The organism is Kineosporia babensis (assembly GCF_021129305.1).
GTDB classification, from domain to species: domain Bacteria; phylum Actinomycetota; class Actinomycetes; order Actinomycetales; family Kineosporiaceae; genus Kineosporia; species Kineosporia babensis.
Map to the genome: position 1 here is coordinate 55,938 of NZ_JAJOMB010000010.1, position 17,106 is coordinate 73,043.

20 protein-coding genes are annotated in these 17,106 nt (G+C 68.1%); 1 reads left to right on the forward strand and 19 read right to left on the reverse strand.

What is annotated here, in order from left to right:
• Positions 1 to 128: 128 nt before the first annotated feature.
• Positions 129 to 635 (reverse strand): 30S ribosomal protein S9, encoded by a 507-nt coding sequence (gene rpsI / locus LR394_RS19095; protein ID WP_407937079.1) that lies wholly within the window; start codon positions 633 to 635, stop codon positions 129 to 131.
• 70 nt (positions 636 to 705) lie between these two features.
• Positions 706 to 1,149 (reverse strand): 50S ribosomal protein L13, encoded by a 444-nt coding sequence (gene rplM, locus LR394_RS19100; RefSeq protein ID WP_231443825.1) that lies wholly within the window; start codon positions 1,147 to 1,149, stop codon positions 706 to 708.
• A 296-nt stretch (positions 1,150 to 1,445) separates the two neighbouring features.
• Between rplM and sthA the strand changes: the two genes are divergently transcribed.
• Positions 1,446 to 2,939 (forward strand): Si-specific NAD(P)(+) transhydrogenase, encoded by a 1,494-nt coding sequence (gene sthA / locus LR394_RS19105; protein ID WP_231443828.1) that lies wholly within the window; start codon positions 1,446 to 1,448, stop codon positions 2,937 to 2,939.
• On the opposite strand, the gene LR394_RS19110 is transcribed toward sthA, so the two are convergent.
• From LR394_RS19110 to rpsE, 17 genes are all read right to left on the reverse strand, one after another.
• Positions 2,936 to 3,883 (reverse strand): lipid kinase, encoded by a 948-nt coding sequence (locus LR394_RS19110; protein ID WP_231443830.1) that lies wholly within the window; start codon positions 3,881 to 3,883, stop codon positions 2,936 to 2,938. The genes sthA and LR394_RS19110 overlap by 4 nt on opposite strands.
• A 54-nt stretch (positions 3,884 to 3,937) precedes the next feature.
• Entirely contained in the window at positions 3,938 to 5,629 is a 1,692-nt protein-coding gene (locus tag LR394_RS19115; protein ID WP_231443832.1) for an ABC-F family ATP-binding cassette domain-containing protein, read from the reverse strand.
• A 118-nt stretch (positions 5,630 to 5,747) separates the two neighbouring features.
• Positions 5,748 to 6,233 (reverse strand): DUF5709 domain-containing protein, encoded by a 486-nt coding sequence (locus LR394_RS19120; RefSeq protein WP_231443835.1) that lies wholly within the window; start codon positions 6,231 to 6,233, stop codon positions 5,748 to 5,750.
• A gap of 134 nt (positions 6,234 to 6,367) precedes the next feature.
• Positions 6,368 to 8,275, reverse strand: a complete 1,908-nt coding sequence (locus LR394_RS19125) for an ExeM/NucH family extracellular endonuclease (protein WP_231443837.1) — start codon at positions 8,273 to 8,275, stop codon at positions 6,368 to 6,370.
• A 99-nt stretch (positions 8,276 to 8,374) separates the two neighbouring features.
• Positions 8,375 to 9,229 carry a tRNA pseudouridine(38-40) synthase TruA gene (truA, locus tag LR394_RS19130; RefSeq protein WP_231443839.1) on the reverse strand — a complete coding sequence of 285 codons (855 nt, stop codon included), beginning with the start codon at positions 9,227 to 9,229 and terminating at the stop codon, positions 8,375 to 8,377.
• A gap of 124 nt (positions 9,230 to 9,353) precedes the next feature.
• The gene (gene rplQ / locus LR394_RS19135; protein WP_231443841.1) at positions 9,354 to 9,962 is read right to left on the reverse strand and encodes a 50S ribosomal protein L17; all 609 of its coding nucleotides are present in this window, start codon (positions 9,960 to 9,962) and stop codon (positions 9,354 to 9,356) included.
• A gap of 66 nt (positions 9,963 to 10,028) precedes the next feature.
• The gene (locus tag LR394_RS19140) at positions 10,029 to 11,045 is read right to left on the reverse strand and encodes a DNA-directed RNA polymerase subunit alpha (protein WP_214154141.1); all 1,017 of its coding nucleotides are present in this window, start codon (positions 11,043 to 11,045) and stop codon (positions 10,029 to 10,031) included.
• Between the two features lie 95 nt (positions 11,046 to 11,140).
• The gene (gene rpsK / locus LR394_RS19145) at positions 11,141 to 11,548 is read right to left on the reverse strand and encodes a 30S ribosomal protein S11 (protein ID WP_231443843.1); all 408 of its coding nucleotides are present in this window, start codon (positions 11,546 to 11,548) and stop codon (positions 11,141 to 11,143) included.
• A 66-nt stretch (positions 11,549 to 11,614) separates the two neighbouring features.
• Positions 11,615 to 11,995, reverse strand: coding sequence for a 30S ribosomal protein S13 (gene rpsM, locus LR394_RS19150; RefSeq protein WP_231443845.1), 381 nt, complete (start codon positions 11,993 to 11,995; stop codon positions 11,615 to 11,617).
• A 188-nt stretch (positions 11,996 to 12,183) separates the two neighbouring features.
• Complete coding sequence (rpmJ, locus tag LR394_RS19155; protein WP_214154137.1) at positions 12,184 to 12,297, reverse strand: 50S ribosomal protein L36; 114 nt, start codon at positions 12,295 to 12,297, stop codon at positions 12,184 to 12,186.
• Between the two features lie 52 nt (positions 12,298 to 12,349).
• Complete coding sequence (gene infA / locus LR394_RS19160; RefSeq protein ID WP_166605559.1) at positions 12,350 to 12,571, reverse strand: translation initiation factor IF-1; 222 nt, start codon at positions 12,569 to 12,571, stop codon at positions 12,350 to 12,352.
• A gap of 243 nt (positions 12,572 to 12,814) precedes the next feature.
• Entirely contained in the window at positions 12,815 to 13,657 is an 843-nt protein-coding gene (gene map / locus LR394_RS19165; RefSeq protein ID WP_231443847.1) for a type I methionyl aminopeptidase, read from the reverse strand.
• A gap of 20 nt (positions 13,658 to 13,677) precedes the next feature.
• Complete coding sequence (locus LR394_RS19170; protein WP_231443850.1) at positions 13,678 to 14,250, reverse strand: adenylate kinase; 573 nt, start codon at positions 14,248 to 14,250, stop codon at positions 13,678 to 13,680.
• A 13-nt stretch (positions 14,251 to 14,263) separates the two neighbouring features.
• Complete coding sequence (secY, locus tag LR394_RS19175; RefSeq protein WP_231443852.1) at positions 14,264 to 15,571, reverse strand: preprotein translocase subunit SecY; 1,308 nt, start codon at positions 15,569 to 15,571, stop codon at positions 14,264 to 14,266.
• A gap of 193 nt (positions 15,572 to 15,764) precedes the next feature.
• Entirely contained in the window at positions 15,765 to 16,226 is a 462-nt protein-coding gene (rplO, locus tag LR394_RS19180) for a 50S ribosomal protein L15 (protein WP_407937080.1), read from the reverse strand.
• Between the two features lies 1 nt (position 16,227).
• On the reverse strand, positions 16,228 to 16,410 hold the full coding sequence (gene rpmD, locus LR394_RS19185) for a 50S ribosomal protein L30 (protein WP_231443855.1): 183 nt from the start codon (positions 16,408 to 16,410) through the stop codon (positions 16,228 to 16,230).
• Complete coding sequence (gene rpsE / locus LR394_RS19190) at positions 16,410 to 17,069, reverse strand: 30S ribosomal protein S5 (RefSeq protein ID WP_331283083.1); 660 nt, start codon at positions 17,067 to 17,069, stop codon at positions 16,410 to 16,412. Before rpsE ends, rpmD begins: the two co-directional genes overlap by 1 nt.
• Between the last annotated feature and the right edge of the window lie 37 nt (positions 17,070 to 17,106).

Sequence of the window (17,106 nt, forward strand, 5' to 3'; positions counted from 1 at the left end):
AGCGGGCGCCGGTACTGCGGCCAGGTCGAGCACCGGCCCGTGCCCGGGCCGGGAACGCACGACGGCCCCGGAGCCGAATGAATCACCCCGGGGCCGTGCGTGCGCAGCTGGAACTGCCTAAGAGCAGATCAGCGCTTGCTGTACTGAGGAGCCTTACGCGCCTTCTTCAGACCGGCCTTCTTGCGCTCCTTGGCCCGCGGGTCGCGGGTCATGAAACCGGCCTTCTTCATCGCCGGGCGGTTGGCCTCGGCGTCGATCTCGTTCAGCGTCCGGGCCACGCCCAGGCGCAGCGCGCCGGCCTGGCCGGAGGAACCGCCACCGTGCAGCAGCGCGATGACGTCGAAGCGGCCCTCGGTCTCGGTGACCCGGAAGGGCTCGTTGACCAGCTGCTGGTGCACCTTGTTGGGGAAGTAGTCCTCGAGGGTGCGGCCGTTGATCTTCCACTGGCCGGTACCGGGAACCAGACGAACGCGGGCCACGGCCTCCTTGCGACGGCCGGTGGCCGAGCCGGGGGCGGTGATGCTCGAGCCGCCACCCTTGGCCGCCGGCGTGGCGGAGGTGTAGCTGCTGGGCGCGTCCTCTTCGAATTCCTCGGTGGCGTCGTCGACGACCACGTCGGTGGTGGACTCGGTCACGTTTCTCCTTGGCGTGCTTGGCTACGGGATCGCAGGTCCGCGGGCGCCCGGCGAGGGGCGCAGGCGCGAACTACTGGGCGATCTGGGTGATCTCGAAGGGAACGGGCTGCTGCGCGGCGTGCGGGTGCTCCGGGCCGGCGTAGACCTTGAGCTTGCCGAGCACCTCGCGGCCGAGGGAGTTCTTCGGCAGCATGCCGCGGATCGCCTTCTCGACGGCCCGCTCCGGGTTCTTCTCCAGCAGTTCGGTGTAGGTGACCGAACGCAGACCACCCGGGTAGCCGGAGTGCCGGTAGGCCTTCTTCTGCGCGGCCTTGTTGCCGGTCAGGGCGACCTTGTCGGCGTTGATGATGATGACGAAATCGCCGGTGTCGACGTGCGGCGCGAAGGTCGGCTTGTGCTTGCCGCGCAGCAGCGTGGCTGCCTGCGTGGCCAGACGACCGAGAACGACGTCGCTCGCGTCGATGACATGCCAGCGACGGTCGATGTCACCGGGCTTGGGGGTAAACGTACGCACTGGTCGCAGCCTCGTTCTGGTCAGAGCATTCGGGTCGACATTTTCATGTGCCACGGGCAGCAGTCAGCCTGAATGCCTTCGGGAAGACTGTCCGCGCCGCGCCCGACGTGCCACGTGCCAGCAGGCTCGACATGACGGACGGGTCACACAACGAGGAGCCAGATTACCGGCCCGCTTCCAGGGGGTCAAAACGTGGAGTCGGCACGCCCGACTTCAACCTCGGCCGGGACCCGGCCGATGAAGCCCGGGAACACTGGCAGGCAAGCGTCGCACGCGGATCCCGGGGGACCTTCATCATGGCCGAGCAGAGCGAGTTCGACTACGACCTTCTGGTCATCGGTTCCGGCCCGGGCGGGCAGAAGGCGGCCATCGCCGCGGCCAAGCTGGGCAAGCGGGCCGCCGTGGTGGAGCGCGGCGACATGGTCGGCGGGGTGTGCATCAACACCGGCACGATCCCGTCCAAGACCCTGCGAGAGGCTGTGCTCTACCTCACCGGGACGTACCAGCGGGACATGTACGGCCAGAACTACCGGGTCAAGCAGGACATCACCCTGGAGGACCTGCTGGCCCGCACCACCCACGTGATCGGCCGCGAGATCGAGGTGATCCGCAGCCAGCTCAACCGCAACGGGGTGGACCTGCTGCACGGCACCGGCCGGTTCACCGACCCGCACACCGTGCTGATCGAGGGCGGCCCGGGCGGCAGCCGCACCGCCACGTCCGAGTTCGTGGTGATCGCCACCGGCACCACCCCGGCCCGGCCGGCCACGGTGGAGTTCGACGGCAAGAAGGTGATCGACTCCGACGGGATCCTGCACCTGGACCAGCTGCCGCGCTCGATGGTGGTGGTCGGGGCCGGGGTGATCGGGATCGAGTACGCCTCGATGTTCGCCGCGGTCGGCTGCAAGGTCACCGTGGTCGAGCAGCAGGACCGGATGCTCGGCTTCTGCGACGACGAGATCGTCGAGTCGCTGAAGTTCCACCTGCGCGATCTGTCGGTCACCTTCCGGTTCGGCGAGAAGGTCTCCTCGGTCGAGCACAACGCCCTGGGCACGGTCACCCACCTGGCCTCGGGCAAGAAGATCCCGGCCGACGCGGTGATGTACTCGGCCGGCCGGCAGGGGGCCACCGAGACCCTCGACCTGGCCGCGGCCGGGCTGGAGGCGGACCCGCGCGGGCGGATCACCGTGGACGAGAAGTACCGCACCAGCGTGCCGCACATCTACGCGGTGGGCGACGTGATCGGCTTCCCCGCGCTGGCCGCCACCTCGATGGAACAGGGCCGGCTGGCTGCTTACCACGCCTTCGACGAGCGGGTGAACAGCCTGATCGGGATGCAGCCGATCGGCATCTACACGATCCCGGAGATCAGCTACTGCGGGTACACCGAGGACGAGCTCACCCAGTCCTCGGTGCCCTACGAGGTGGGCATCTCGCGGTACCGGGAGCTGGCCCGCGGACAGATCGCCGGTGACTCCTACGGCATGCTCAAGCTGCTGGTCAGCACCCGGACGCGAAAGCTGCTGGGGATCCACATCTTCGGCTCCCAGGCCACCGAGCTGGTGCACCTGGGGCAGGCGATCATGACCTGTGAGGGCACGGTGGACCACCTGGTGGACACGGTGTTCAACTACCCCACGCTGTCCGAGGCCTACAAGGTGGCGGCGCTGGACGCGGTGAACAAAATTCGGGCCGTTGAGCGGTTTTTCGCGCCCGAAATGAAACAACGCACCCATGACGACGAGGAGACGCTCGGCGCCCCCAACGTCCTCAATCCGGCTGCCGGTTAATGCGAGCGGGCCCGTTGACGGGCCCCCACATCCGCTACCCCGACCGAGGCGTCCACAGGTACCACCACCCGCAGCCCACCCTCCACGATGCCGAAAACCTCTGGCGTGCGCGCGGAAAGCTCCCCGTCCACGTTGATCGCCTGCCCCGGCTCGGTACTCACCCGGACGTTGCGGGTGGTGACGTGGTAGACGTGATCGCTCTCGGTGAAGACCCCGCTGACAAAGTGCCGGGCCACCTGCCAGCGCTGCCACGGCGTACCCCGCGGAATCGCGTACACGTCGAGCAGATGGTCGTCGATACCCGCGTTGGGAGCCACCACCGCTCCCCCGCCGTAGAACCGTCCGTTGGCCACCGCGAGCTGCAGCAGGTCGTCCAGTTCGACGTCGTCGTGGTCTCCGTCGGGGAACTCCAGCCGGGCCGAGAAGGTCTGGAACCGGCGGTAGGCCTTGATCGTGGCGACCGGGTAGGCGAGCGCGCCCAGCCGCTTCTTCAGCTTGGGGTTGAGCTGCTTGGTCACCCCCACGGCCAGGCCGATCGAGCTGACGTTGAGGAACTTGTCGTCGCCGACCACGCCCAGGTCCACGTCGACCACCTTGCCCTGGGCCACGTTCTCGCAGGCCTTGATCAGGTCGGTGGGCAGGCCGAGGGTGCGGGCCAGGTCGTTCGCGGTGCCGGTGGGCAGCAGGCCGAGTACCACGCCGGTCTCGCAGAGGTACGGCGCGACCGAGCTGACCGTGCCGTCGCCGCCGCCCAGCACGATGGTCCGGGCGCCGGCGTCGATCGCGTCCTTCACCACCGAGGGCAGCGTGCTCGGGTCCTCCACCGCGTGCGCGGCCCGCAGGTCGACGCCCAGACCGGTCAGGCTCTCACGCGCTCGGTCGAAGTCCTCCCGGCCCCGGCGCGAGGCCGTGTTGACGATGAGGACGGCCGGAGACTCGATCACGACCCAAGGCTACGGCCCGAACATGATTGTTTCGTGAGAGGTACCTGGATGCTGTCAGCGCGTGCGTCGCACCCGGGTCTCGTCCCAGACCGGCTCGTCCGACTCGTACACCTGCCCGTCCGAGCCGAACACCAGGAACCGGTCGAACTCGCGGGCGAACCAGCGGTCGTGGGTCACCGCCACCACCGTGCCCTCGAACGCCGACAGGCCCTTCTCCAGCGCCTCGGCCGAGTGCAGGTCCAGGTTGTCGGTGGGCTCGTCGAGCAGCAGCAGGGTGGCGCCGGACAGCTCCAGCAGCAGGATCTGGAACCGGGCCTGCTGACCGCCGGAGAGCGACTCGAACTTCTGCTCGGCCTGCACGCTCAGGCCGTAGCGGTCCAGCACCCGGCTGGCCGCCTCGCGGGGCAGGCCGGAGCGGTGCCCGTCGCCGCGGTGCAGGATCTCCAGCAGGGTGCGCCCGGCCAGCTCCGGATGCTGGTGGGTCTGGGCGAACCAGCCTGGCCGCACCCGGGCCCCGAGCTTGACGTTGCCGGTGTGCTCGACCGTGCCGGGCCGGGCGGTCGGTGAGTCGTCGACCGGCTGGTGCTCCAGGTCCGGGTCGCTGCCGCCGATCGCCAGCAGCCGCAGGAAGTGCGATTTGCCGGAGCCGTTGGAGCCCAGCACCGCGACCCGGTCGCCGAACCACAGCTCGGTGCTGAACGGCTTCATCAGCCCGGTCAGTTCCAGGTCGGTGGCCACCACCGCGCGCTTGCCGGTGCGGCCGCCCTTCAGCCGCATGTGTACGTTCTGGTCGTTCGCCACCAGTTCGGGCGGGCCGACCTCCTCGAACTTGGCCAGCCGGGTCTGCGCCGCGTGGTACTGCGCGGCCAGCGTGTCCATGTACGCGGCCTTGTTCTTCAGCATCAGGACCAGGGCCTTGAGTTTGGCGTGCTCCTCGTCCCAGCGCCGGCGCAGCTCCTCCAGCCGCGAGTTACGGTCGGTGCGGGCCTGCGCGTAGGTGCCGAACCCGGCGCCGTGGATCCAGGCGCTGGCGCCCGCCGCGTGCGGTTCCAGGGTGACGATCCGGGTGGCGGCGTGGCTGAGCAGCTCGCGGTCGTGGCTGACCAGCAGAACCGTCTTCTTGGTCTCGGCCAGCTGGGCTTCCAGCCAGCGCTTGCCCGGCACGTCCAGATAGTTGTCCGGCTCGTCCAGCAGCAGCATGTCGTCGGGGCCACGCAGCAGGGCCTCCAGCACGAGACGCTTCTGCTCACCTCCGGAGAGCGTGTTGGCGTTGCGGAACTGGGCCTTCTCGAACGGCATCCCGAGCGCGGACATCGTCACGACGTCCCAGCCGGTCTCGGCCTCGTAGCCGCCCACGTCGGCCCAGTCGGCCAGTGCCTGGGCGTAGGCCATCTGGGTGGGCTCGTCCTCGCGCTCCATCATCGCCAGCTCGGCCTTGTCCAGGGCCTGTCCGGCCTTGCGGATCGGGGCCGGGGCGACCGAGACGAGCAGGTCGCGCACGCTGGTCTCGTCGCGGACGCTGCCGATGAACTGGCGCATCACGCCCAGCGAGCCGGTCAGGACCGCGGCGCCGGACTGGGCCGCGAGGTCGCCGGCGATGATCCGCAGCAGCGTGGTCTTGCCGGTGCCGTTCGGGCCGATCAGAGCGGCGACCGCGCCGTCCGGGACCTTGAACGTCACCTCGTCCAGCAGCGGGCGCCCGTCCGGGAGCGTGAAGGAGACCTGATTGACGTCGATACCGGACACCTGGCCAGTCTGCCCTGCCCCGGCTCCCCCGGTCGCCTGCATTTCCCCGGGCGACCCGTCATCGGGAAGACAAAAGCCGCCATAACGTCGCAAAGTCTTCCCGATGACGGGGTACCGCTCAGTCGATGATGTGGACCGCGGCCTCTTCGGCGCTGGCAGCGCCCTGGTCGATGCCGACGTCCGAGCCGACCAGGTCCTTCTCCTCGTCGGCGCCGAGCCCTTCGTCCGGGTCGACCAGCCGGCCGGCCCGGTTGCCGCCGACCTCCGAGTAGGACAGGTCCTCGTCCTCGATCCGGTTGTTGTCCACCGAGTCCACGTTCTCGTCGGTCGGCGAGGCTTCCAGGTCCGAGGCCAGGTTGGGGTCGGGGACCTCCTGAGAAAGCCGCTGGTCCAGGCTCTCGCCCTGCAACTCCTCCTCGGCGGTGGTGCCGAACCGGGTCATCCCGCGCGGCTTCTCCGGCGGGGAGTAGCTGGCGTCGTAAACCTGCTCGTCCACGTTGTCGTCGCCGAAGGCCTGGTCGAGGTCGTAGGTCTCGTCCGAACCGTCGTCGCCCGGCTGGTAGACCTCGTCCGAGTCCCCGGGCTCAATCGTCGAGTTGCTCATGCAAGTGACCCTGGCACCACCCGCGGCGGCCCGCCATTCGTAAGTTCGCACCTGCTGTCAAAGTCCAAACTAGGGACGGTGTGGTCGCCTCACGGAGGCGACCACACCGTCCCTAGTTGGTGGGTTTGCTCGAACTACTTGCGCAGCTTCAGCCCGATCAGCACCGGGTCGTGGTCCGAGGCCCGGAAGCGGTCCGGGGCGTAGAGCGAGGTGATCTGCCCGGCCGACTTGAAGTTGGTGTTGTAGTCCAGCACCGAGGGCTCGTCGGCGTTGATGTGCACGTCCTCGACGTCCTTGACCTGCGACTTCAGCGAGGAGCTGGCCAACGCGGTGTCGAGGTAGCCGGACTGGCCGTCGAACACGTACGAGTAGGCCTTCTTGCTGCCGATCTCGCGGTCCACCATGTCGGTGTAGCCCTTGGCCACCAGGGCCTGGATCGGGTCTTCCTTGGCGTAGGAGTTCAGGTCACCGATGACCAGCACGTCCTTGTCCTGGGCGGCCGGCACGACGGTGTCGCTGATCCAGCCGGCCAGAGCGTTCGCCTGACCGGTGCGGCGGGCGTTGAAGCAGCTCTGCCCGTCGTTCTGGTCGGCGTCGGCCCCGGTGGCGCCGTCGCAGCCCTTGGACTTGAAGTGGTTGACCACCACGCTGAGCCGGGCGCCCCCCTTCTTCTGCTCGAAGGTCACCGACAACGGGTGACGCTCGAACGTCTCGTCCTGCTGCACCAGGGTTTTCACCGGCTTCACCGCGGCGGGCTTGTACAGCATGCCCACCTTGATCGCGTCATCCCCGGCCGCGTTGGTGGTGCCGACAGCCGCGTCGACGTCCACGTAGGCGTAGGTACCGGGCTTGGTCGCCGCGTTCAGCGCGGAGGTGAGGTCGGCGATCGCGCTGTCGGCGCCGTAGCCGTCGTTCTCGATCTCCATCAGCCCGACCACGTCGGCGTCCAGCGACTTCAGGGCGGCGACTTCCTTGGCCTTCTGCCGCTCGAACTCGGCGGCGCTCTCGGCACCCCGGCAGTCGGCCGCCGCGCCCCCTACGCCGAAGCTGCAGCCGGTGAAGGTGTTGAAGTAGTTCAGTACGTTGCTGCTGGCCACCGTCAGATCGCCGCTGACCTTGCTGCTCTTGGGCCGGTCGTTGTCGGCCTTGAACTTGGCCTCACCGTTCAGCGCGCCGACCGGACGCAGGCGCCAGGCGTTGGGGCTGGCCGCGTTACCGGCCCAGGTGTAGGTGAGCACGCCGGTCGCGTTCTTCACGGTGTCGCCGGTGCGCAGGGTGTTGGTGGCGCTCAGCGGCTTGCCGTCCCGGCCGAAGACGATCGGGTCGGGGTTCTGGTTGTTGGCGGCGTCGTCGATGATCAGCTGGTTCAGGTCGTTGGCGGCCTGCAGCTCGGCCCGGCGCGGGTCGCTGGGGGCGTAGACGTTGGTCGGCTGCATCAGCCGACCGCCGGAGGAGACGGTGACCTGGCCGAACCGGCCGAGCAGGTAGTGCTCGGTGACGGTGAGCTTCTGCGACAGCTTGACCAGCATGCCCTCGTACCGCTCGAGTTCGTCGGCGCTCTTCAGCGGCAGCTTCACCGTGGTCGGCTTGACCTTCTTGCCGGTGGCGCAGACGTCGATCGCGGTGGTCGAGCCGATCTGGGTTTGGCCCTGGTATTCGCTGACCGTGCCACTTACCTGAACCTCGTCGCCTGCCTTGACCCGATCGGCGCCGGGCGCGTAGACGAAGATGCCGTCCGAGGTGGACTTGTCCTTGTCGCCGCCGTCCTGGACGTAGAAGCCCTGGAGCGTGGGAGACGAGCCCTCGTTGTCACTGACCACGACCCCGCGCACGGTGACCGGGCCAGTGACCGCGGCGGTGTCGGTGCTCCCCTGGATCTGGCCGATCTTGGTGGTTGTGCCTTCGCAGGCCGCGGCCTGGGCGGACTGGGCGGTGAGCAGGCTCAGGCCGGTCAGGGAGGTAGCCGCGGCGAGCACGGCGGCGCCGGTCCGGAGGAGCTTCTGTTCACTCTGGGTGGCGGCTTCGCGCCGTTTCGTCGTCACGGTCTCGGATCCTAGGGCGATCGATCCGGGTTTGACGTAAACAGAACATGACGCCGGGGCACCGAAACGCTCGGCGGTCGGGCGGTGCGGCTTACGGCCTCAGGCTTCGGGGAGGGTTCGCACGGCGCGGGACTCTTTGGCCCGGGCGGCGAGCTCGTCGTCGGCGGGGTAGCCCACTTCTTCCAGTACCAGGCCGTGCGGCGCCACCACCGCGACGTGCGGATCCCTGCGGCGGGCGGTGAGCACCTCGGCCGGCCACTCGACCGGGCGGCGGCCCTCCCCCACCGGCAGGATCGCGCCGACCAGAGCCCGGACCATGGAATGGCAGAACGCGTCGGCGAGCACGGTGGCCTCCAGGAGACCGGCTTCCGTGCGGCGCCACTCGTAGTTCAGCAGGGTGCGGATGGTGGTGGCGCCCTCGCGGAACTTGCAGAAGGCGGCGAAGTCGTTCAGCCCGGTCAGCAGGTTCGCGGCCGCGGTCATGGCTTCGTGGTCCAGCGGACGCCGGTGGCTGAGGACGTCGCGGCGGCGCAGCGGAGGCGCGCCTGCGGGATGGTCACTGATCCGGTAGGCGTAGCGGCGGTGGATCGCCGAGAAGCGGGCGTCGAATCCCTCGGGCGCGATCTGGGCACCGTGGACCCTGACGTCGCCGGGGAGGACTCCGGCCAGCCTGGTCAGCAGGGCTGCGGCCGGGGGGCGATCGCTGCGGCCGGGGATGCCCAGCCAGGTGTCCTCAGGGGCCTCGAAGTGGGCTACCTGGCCGGTGGCGTGTACCCCAGCGTCGGTGCGGCCGGCGACGGTGAGCTTGGGCGGTTCGATGCGCAGAATCGTGCCGAGGCCGGTGGAGATGGTCTCCTCCACCGTGCGGCGCCCGGGCTGGGCGGCCCAGCCGCTGAACTCGGTGCCGTCGTACCCGAGGTCGAGGCGGATCCGGACCTGGGGTGTTTCAGACAACGCGGCTCATCCTTCTTCGTCTGGTGCGTGCCGACGTCGGTGCGCACCCCCGTCCCCCATTTGCTCTTGAAACAACGCGAGCCCGCCACCCCCGCGAAGGGGATGACGGGCTCGGCGCGCAGAACTACTTCTTGCCGTCGACCGCGTCGCCGGCGGCCTCTTCGGCAACCTCGGCCGCAGCCTTGGCGTCCGCGGTGCCTTCGGCCTCCGCAGCAGCTTCGGCCTCGGCGGCGGCGTCGACCGCAGCTTCGGCGTCGCCAGCAGCCTTGGCGTCTTCGGCCTTCTCGGCCGCAGCCTCGGCGGCGGACTGGTTGTCGCGCGAGGCGCGGGCCGTGGCGGCCTCGGCCTCACGGACCGTGGCCTGACCGGCGGTCAGCGGCTCGAGCACCAGCTCGATGACAACCATGGCGGCGTTGTCGCCCTTGCGGTTGCCGATCTTCGTGATGCGGGTGTAGCCGCCCTTGCGCTCGGCCACCACCGGGGCGATCTCGGTGAAGAGCGTGTGCACCACGCCCTTGTCCGTGATCGTCTGCAGGACCCGGCGACGCGAGGCGAGGTCGCCGCGCTTCGCGAAGGTGATCATGCGCTCAGCCAGCGGCTGCATGCGCTTGGCGCGGGTCTGCGTGGTGGTGATGCTCTTGTGCGTGAACAGCTGGGCCGCGAGGTTGGCGAGCAGCAGCCGCTCGTGGGCGGGACCACCCCCGAGCCGGGGACCCTTGGTGGGCGTGGGCATGTCGGTGAACTCCTATTGATGCGCACCCGGCGCGGGGTTCGCCTCCCGCGCCGGGTTAGGGGAATGTCAGAGCTGCTCGTCCTCGGCGAACGACATGTCGTCGTCCGCCCCGAAGCTGTCGACGACGAGGGAGGGGTCGAATCCGGGCGGGCTGTCCTTCAGCGCGAGGCTCATGCCGTGGAGCTTGGCCTTCACCTCGTCGATGGACTTGGCACCGAAGTTCCGGATGTCCAGCAGGTCGGCCTCGCTGCGTCCGACGAGCTCACCCACGGTGTGGATGCCCTCACGCTTGAGGCAGTTGTACGACCGGACCGTCAGGTCGAGCTCCTCGATCGGCAGAGCGAGGTCCGCCGCCAGGGCGGCGTCCGACGGGGACGGGCCCATGTCGATGCCCTCGGCCTCGAGGTTGAGCTCACGAGCCAGGCCGAACAGCTCGACCAGGGTCTTGCCGGCGCTCGCCATGGCGTCGCGCGGCTGCATCGACGGCTTGGTCTCGACGTCGACGATCAGCCGGTCGAAGTCGGTGCGCTGCTCGACCCGGGTCGCCTCGACCTTGTAGGTGACCTTGAGCACCGGGGAGTAGATGGAGTCGATCGGGATGCGCCCGATCTCCTGCTCACCGGTCTTGTTCTGGTTGGCCGACACGTAGCCACGACCGCGCTCGACGGTCAGCTCGAGCTCGAGCTTGCCCTTGCCGTTCAGGGTGGCGATGTGCAGGTCGGGGTTGTGCACCTCGACACCGGCGGGCGGAGCGATGTCCGCCGCGGTGACCGTGCCCGGACCCTGCTTGCGCAGGTACATCACGATCGGCTCGTCGTGCTCCGAGGAGACGACCAGCCGCTTGATGTTGAGGATGAGCTCGGTGACGTCTTCCTTGACACCGGGCACGGTGGTGAACTCGTGCAGCACGCCGTCGATCCGGATGCTGGTGACCGACGCACCCGGGATGCTCGAGAGCAGGGTGCGGCGGAGCGAGTTACCCAGGGTGTACCCGAAGCCCGGCTCCAGCGGTTCGATGACGAACCGGGAACGGTGCTCGGAGACCGCTTCCTCGGCGAGGATGGGGCGCTGTGCAATCAGCACGGGTGGTTTCCCTTTCGCTACAGGCGACCGCTATATGACGCCTGCTGGGGGTGAGCCCGCCGGCCCTCTGTCCGGCCGGCGGGCTGTTTCACGAATTAGACGCGGCGACGCTTGGGCGGGCGGCAGCCGTTGTGCGGGGTCGGCGTGACGTCCTGGATCGAGCCGACCTCCAGGCCGGTGGCCTGGAGCGAGCGGATCGCGGTCTCGCGGCCCGAGCCCGGGCCCTTGACGAAGACGTCGACCTTGCGCATGCCGTGCTCCTGGGCGCGGCGGGCGGCGGCCTCGGCAGCCATCTGCGCGGCGAACGGCGTGGACTTACGCGAGCCCTTGAAGCCGACCTGACCGGCGGAGGCCCACGAGATCACGTTGCCGACCGGGTCGGTGATCGACACGATCGTGTTGTTGAACGTGCTCTTGATGTGAGCGTGGCCGTGGGCGACGTTCTTCTTTTCCTTGCGGCGCGGCTTGCGCGACGCAGCTGCCTGGCGTGACTTGGGAGGCATCTGAAAGCTACTTCCTGGGAGGTCGTCGGTCCGTGCTCCGGACCCTTGGTCAGAGGGTGGAGCGGACTACTTCTTGCCGGCCTTCTTCTTGCCGGCCACGGTGCGCTTCGGGCCCTTGCGGGTACGAGCGTTGGTCTTGGTGCGCTGACCGCGGACCGGCAGGCCACGGCGGTGGCGCAGGCCCTCGTAGCAGCCGATCTCGACCTTGCGGCGGATGTCGGCGGCGACCTCGCGGCGCAGGTCACCCTCGAGCTTGAAGTTGCCCTCGAGGTAGTCGCGCAGGCTGACGAGGTCTTCTTCGCTGAGCTCGCGCACCCGCAGGTCGGCGCTCAGGCCGGTGGCCGTCAGGGTTTCCTTCGCGCGGGTCTTCCCGACGCCGAAGATGTAGGTGAGGGCGACCTCGAGCCGCTTTTCGCGGGGCAGGTCGACTCCGACGAGACGTGCCATTGCAGGAGTTCTCTTCTCTGCTTCGTACCGGGTGTGGAGCAGGACCTGATCCGGCTCACCTAGGAGCTCGGTCCCCGGCCCGGTAGTCCGGGGGTGTCGCCCCACGAGGTCGGGCGTGTCGCCCTGGTCCGTGGAACGGGTCCTGCTGTTTTCTCAGGAGATCCGTGCAGTGGTGCGAAGTGGGGTGATCAGCCCTGGCGCTGCTTGTGGCGCACGTTGTCGCAGATCACCATGACCCGGCCGTTACGGCGGATCACTCGGCACTTGTCGCAGATCTTCTTGACGCTCGGCTTGACCTTCATCGTGGCTTCCGCTAGTGGGTCATGTTGCTGGATGGTGGCAGTGGTGCGTATGTCACTTGTAGCGGTAGACGATGCGCCCACGGGAAAGGTCGTACGGGCTGAGCTCGACCACGACCCGGTCTTCCGGAAGGATCCGGATGTAGTGCTGGCGCATCTTGCCGGAGATGTGCGCGAGTACCTTGTGCCCGTTGGAAAGCTCCACGCGGAACATGGCGTTCGGCAGCGCCTCCACCACGGTGCCCTCGATCTCGATGACGCCGTCTTTCTTCGGCATGTCCTCCGCTTTTCCTGTTGATCGTTCGTTTGCGGCGCCCGGCCGCATACCGGCTCCCCGTACGGAGAGGCGGAAACGAGCAGGCGTTTCACCGGACGGCTCGGACGGGTGCAGCGATCTTTCGGTGCACTCTCCGGCGCTGTCTCGGGCCGTCGCCACCATCGAGGGGGCAACGAAGCAATTCAGCACATGAGCCGACGCAGAAGTCTACGTGATACCACGCCGGACGGCGAAATCGAGGCCTCAGAGGGCCAGCTTCGACACCTTCGCGCCGAGTTCGGTCAACTTCGCCACCCCGCCGTCCCGGGCGGTGAGCACCCACAGGCCGTCGTCGAGCAGGGCCACCGAGTGCTCCCAGTGCGCAGCGTTGCCGCCGTCCACGGTGGCGACGGTCCAGTCGTCCGCCAGCACCTTGGTGTCGGGGTTGCTCACCGTCAGCATCGGCTCGATGGCCAGGCAGATCCCGGGCTTGAGTTTCGGGCCGCGCTCGCGGGTGCGGTAGTTCAGCACGTGCGGTTCCTGATGCATCTCGGTGCCGATGCCGTGGCCGCCGTAGTCCTCGACCAGACCGAAACGATCCTCGACGAAGTCCTCGACCGCGATCCCGATCTTGTTCAGCCGCTCCCCCGCGACGATCGCCGCGATCCCGCGCCACATCGCCTCTTCGGTGGTGTCGATCAGGTCCTGGTCGACCTTGACCTGATCGGGTGAGAGGTCGTGATCGCCCGGGACGACCGCGGTGAAGGCCGAGTCTCCGTGCCAGCCCTCGAGAATCGCGCCGCAGTCCACGCTCACCACGTCGCCGGCCCGCAGCACCCGGCTGCCCGGGATGCCGTGGACGACCTCCTCGTTCACCGACACGCAGAGCGTGGCCGGGTAGGGCGGGTGCCCGTAGTTCAGGAACGAGGGGGTGGCGCCCCGGCCGACGATCAGCTCGTTGGCCACCCGGTCCAGGTCGGCGGTGGTGAGGCCGGGGGCCAGCGCGGCGCGAACCGCATCCAGCGCGTCGGCGACGATCAGGCCGGCCGCTCGCATGAGCTTGACCTGTTCGGCGGTCTTGTACTGGATCCGGTCGCGACCGAGCATTGCGATGTCTTTTCTGTTGATCAGGCGGCGAAGTCGTCGCAGGCGGCGAGCAGGCGGCTGGTGACGTCGCCGATCTCGCCCATCCCGTCGACCCGCTGCAGCAGGTTGCGGTCCGAGTACAGGTGCACCAGCGGCGCGGTCTGCTCGGTGTAGACCTCCAGGCGGTGCCGGATGACGTCCTCGGTGTCGTCCGGGCGGCCCTCGATCTCGGCCCGCTTGAGCAGCCGGCTGACCACCTCGTCCAGGTCCACGGTCAGCTCGAGTACCGCATCGAGCTGGTGGCCGGCGGTGGACAGCATGCTGTCCAGCTCGTCGACCTGAGCCGCGGTCCGCGGGTAGCCGTCGAGCAGGAACCCGACCGCGGCGTCCTCCTCGAGCAGGCGGTTGCGCACCATCTCGTTGGTGACCTCGTCCGGCACGTACTTGCCGGAGCTGATGATCGCCTCGACCTGCTGGCCCAGCGGGGTCTTGTCGGCGATGTTCTGCCGGAAGATGTCGCCGGTGGAGATGGCCGGGATACCGAAGTGCGCGGCCACCTTCTTGGCCTGCGTGCCCTTACCGGCTCCGGGAGGACCGAGGATCACAAGCCTCATGAACGCACCGCTCTCATCGCAGGAACCCTTCGTAGTGACGCTGCTGCAACTGGGATTCGATCTGCTTGACCGTCTCCAACCCCACCCCGACCACGATCAGGATCGATGTACCGCCGAAGGGGAAGTTCTGATTCGCATTGACCAGAATCAGCGCGATCAGCGGGATCAATGCCACCATGCCCAGGTACAGAGCACCAGCAAGAGTAATGCGACTCAGAACATATTCCAGGTAGTCGGCAGTCGGCCGCCCGGCGCGTATACCCGGGATGAAGCCGCCGTACTTCTTCATGTTCTCGGCGACCTCGTCCGGGTTGAAGGTGATCGCCACGTAGAAGTACGTGAAGAACACGATCAGGAAGAAGTACGCCGCGATGTAGTACGGGTGGTCACCGCGGACCAGGTGGTCATTGATCCAGGTCACCCATCCGGCCGTGCTGTTGCGCTGGAACTGGGCCACCAGGGCCGGCAGGTACAGCAGCGACGACGCGAAGATCACCGGGATCACACCGGCCATGTTGACCTTGATCGGGATGTACGTGGTGGTGCCGCCGTACGCCCGGCGGCCGACCTGCCGCTTGGCGTACTGCACCGGGATCCGGCGCTGGCTCTGCTCGACGAAGATGACCGCGGCCATGATCAGCAGGCCGATCCCGACCACCAGGAAGAACGTGTTGTAGCCGCGCTCGGACTTGATCGCCCACAGCGAGGACGGGAAGGCGGCGGCGATCGAGGTGAAGATCAGCAGCGACATGCCGTTGCCGATCCCCTTCTCGGTGACCAGCTCGCCCAGCCACATGATGAAACCGGTACCCGCGGTCATGGTCAGGACCATGACGCCGAGGGTGAACAGGTCGTCGTTGGGGATCAGGATCTCGTTGCAGTTCTGGAAGAGACCGCCCTGCTGGCGCGAGATCGCCACGAAGGTGGTCGACTGCAGCACCGCCAGGCCGATGGTCAGATAGCGCGTGTACTGCGTGAGTTTCGCGGTACCGGACTGGCCCTCTTCCTTCAGCGCTTCGAACCGCGGGATGACCACGGTGAGCAGCTGGATGATGATCGAGGCCGTGATGTACGGCATGATCCCGAGCGCGAAGATCGACAACTGCAGCAGCGCACCGCCGCTGAACAGGTTGACCAGCTCGTACAGCCCCTGTGAGCTCGAGCTGCTGGCCAGGTCGACGCACCGGCGCACCGCGGCGTAGTCGACGCCCGGGGTGGGGATGTAGGACCCGAGACGGAACAGCGCCATGATCGCCAGCGAGAAGAAGATCTTGCGCCGCAGATCGGGGGTGCGAAACGCCCGGAAGAACGCGGTGAGCACGCAAAACCTCCAGCGTGCTGCCCTGGCCGGGCAGCTCGTCGTTACGGGCCGTGGAAGAGGCCGATGATGCGCCCGCAGGCCTGGCTGTGCCGCGATCTGCAAGACGCCGGTCGAGTGACCCTAACACCCCGGCGACTCCCTTATCGGGGAGTCACCGGGGTGCTGAGGGATTGTGCTCTGGATCTAGGAGTTACTACAGCTCGGTGGCGCTGCCGCCGGCGGCCGCGAGCTTCTCCTTGGCGCTGGCCGAGAACTTGTTCGCGCTGACGTTCAGCGCGATCGAGATCTCGCCGTCGCCCAGGACCTTCACCAGGTGGCCCTCACGGACCGCGCCCTTGGCGACCAGGTCCTCGACGGTGACGGTGCCACCCTCGGGGAACAGGCTGGTGAGCTTGTCCAGGTTGACGACCTGGTACTCGGTCCGGAACGGGTTCTTGAACCCACGGAGCTTGGGCAGCCGCATGTGCAGCGGCATCTGCCCACCCTCGAACCGGGCCGGAACCTGGTAACGGGCCTTCGTACCCTTGGTACCGCGACCGGCCGTCTTACCCTTGGAACCCTCACCACGACCCACGCGGGTCTTGGCGGTCTTGGCTCCGGGGGCCGGACGCAGGTGATGCACCTTCAGCGCGTGCTCACGCTGGCCTTCTGCCATCTCAGTCCACCTCCTCGACGGTGACGAGATGCCGCACCGTGTTGACCATCCCGCGGATCTCGGGACGGTCCTCCTTGACGACGGAGTCGCCGATCCGCTTCAGGCCGAGCGAACGCAGCGAGTCGCGCTGGTTCTGCTTGCCGCCGATCTTCGACTTGATCTGGGTGACCTTGATCTGAGCCATCAGGAGGCCACCCCCGCCGCACGAGCGCGCAGCAGAGCAACCGGGGCGACGTCCTCGAGGGGCAGGCCACGGCGGGCCGCAACCTCTTCGGGACGCTCGAGGCCACGCAGCGCGGCAACGGTCGCGTGCACGACGTTGATCGCGTTGTCCGAACCGAGCGACTTGCTCAGCACGTCGTGGATACCGGCGCACTCCAGCACGGCGCGGACCGGGCCACCGGCGATAACACCGGTACCGGGCGACGCCGGGCGCAGCAGCACGATGCCGGCCGCTTCCTCACCCTGGCTCGGGTGCGGGATGGTGCCCTGGATACGCGGGACCTTGAAGAAGGCCTTCTTCGCCTCTTCGACGCCCTTCGCGATGGCCGCGGGCACTTCCTTGGCCTTGCCGTAGCCGACACCGACCGTGCCGTCGCCGTCGCCGACGACGACCAGGGCGGTGAAGCTGAAGCGACGACCACCCTTCACGACCTTGGCGACCCGGTTGATCGTGACGACGCGCTCGACGAACTGGTTCTTGTCCTGGCCGCCGTCACGACCGCCACGGTTGTCGCGGTCCCGGCCGCCCCGGCGACCGCCGCCGCCGCTGTTCTCGCCGCCGCTGTTCGGGCCGCCGGAGTTGTTGTTACCCCCGGGCCCGCGACGCTGAGGTCCAGCCATCAGACGTTCCTTCTCTCTGTCTTCGAAATGGTCAGCG

Coding starts and splice junctions, on each gene's coding strand:
- sthA (WP_231443828.1), top strand. CDS start 1,446: ATGGCCGAGCAGAGCGAGTTCGACTACGACCTTCTGGTCATCGGTTCC.
- LR394_RS19120 (WP_231443835.1), bottom strand. CDS start 6,233: ATGAGCAACTCGACGATTGAGCCCGGGGACTCGGACGAGGTCTACCAG.
- rplQ (WP_231443841.1), bottom strand. CDS start 9,962: ATGCCCACGCCCACCAAGGGTCCCCGGCTCGGGGGTGGTCCCGCCCAC.
- rpsK (WP_231443843.1), bottom strand. CDS start 11,548: ATGCCTCCCAAGTCACGCCAGGCAGCTGCGTCGCGCAAGCCGCGCCGC.
- rpsM (WP_231443845.1), bottom strand. CDS start 11,995: ATGGCACGTCTCGTCGGAGTCGACCTGCCCCGCGAAAAGCGGCTCGAG.
- rpmJ (WP_214154137.1), bottom strand. CDS start 12,297: ATGAAGGTCAAGCCGAGCGTCAAGAAGATCTGCGACAAGTGCCGAGTG.
- infA (WP_166605559.1), bottom strand. CDS start 12,571: ATGCCGAAGAAAGACGGCGTCATCGAGATCGAGGGCACCGTGGTGGAG.
- map (WP_231443847.1), bottom strand. CDS start 13,657: ATGCTCGGTCGCGACCGGATCCAGTACAAGACCGCCGAACAGGTCAAG.
- LR394_RS19170 (WP_231443850.1), bottom strand. CDS start 14,250: ATGAGGCTTGTGATCCTCGGTCCTCCCGGAGCCGGTAAGGGCACGCAG.
- rplO (WP_407937080.1), bottom strand. CDS start 16,226: ATGGCAGAAGGCCAGCGTGAGCACGCGCTGAAGGTGCATCACCTGCGT.
- rpmD (WP_231443855.1), bottom strand. CDS start 16,410: ATGGCTCAGATCAAGGTCACCCAGATCAAGTCGAAGATCGGCGGCAAG.
- rpsE (WP_331283083.1), bottom strand. CDS start 17,069: ATGGCTGGACCTCAGCGTCGCGGGCCCGGGGGTAACAACAACTCCGGC.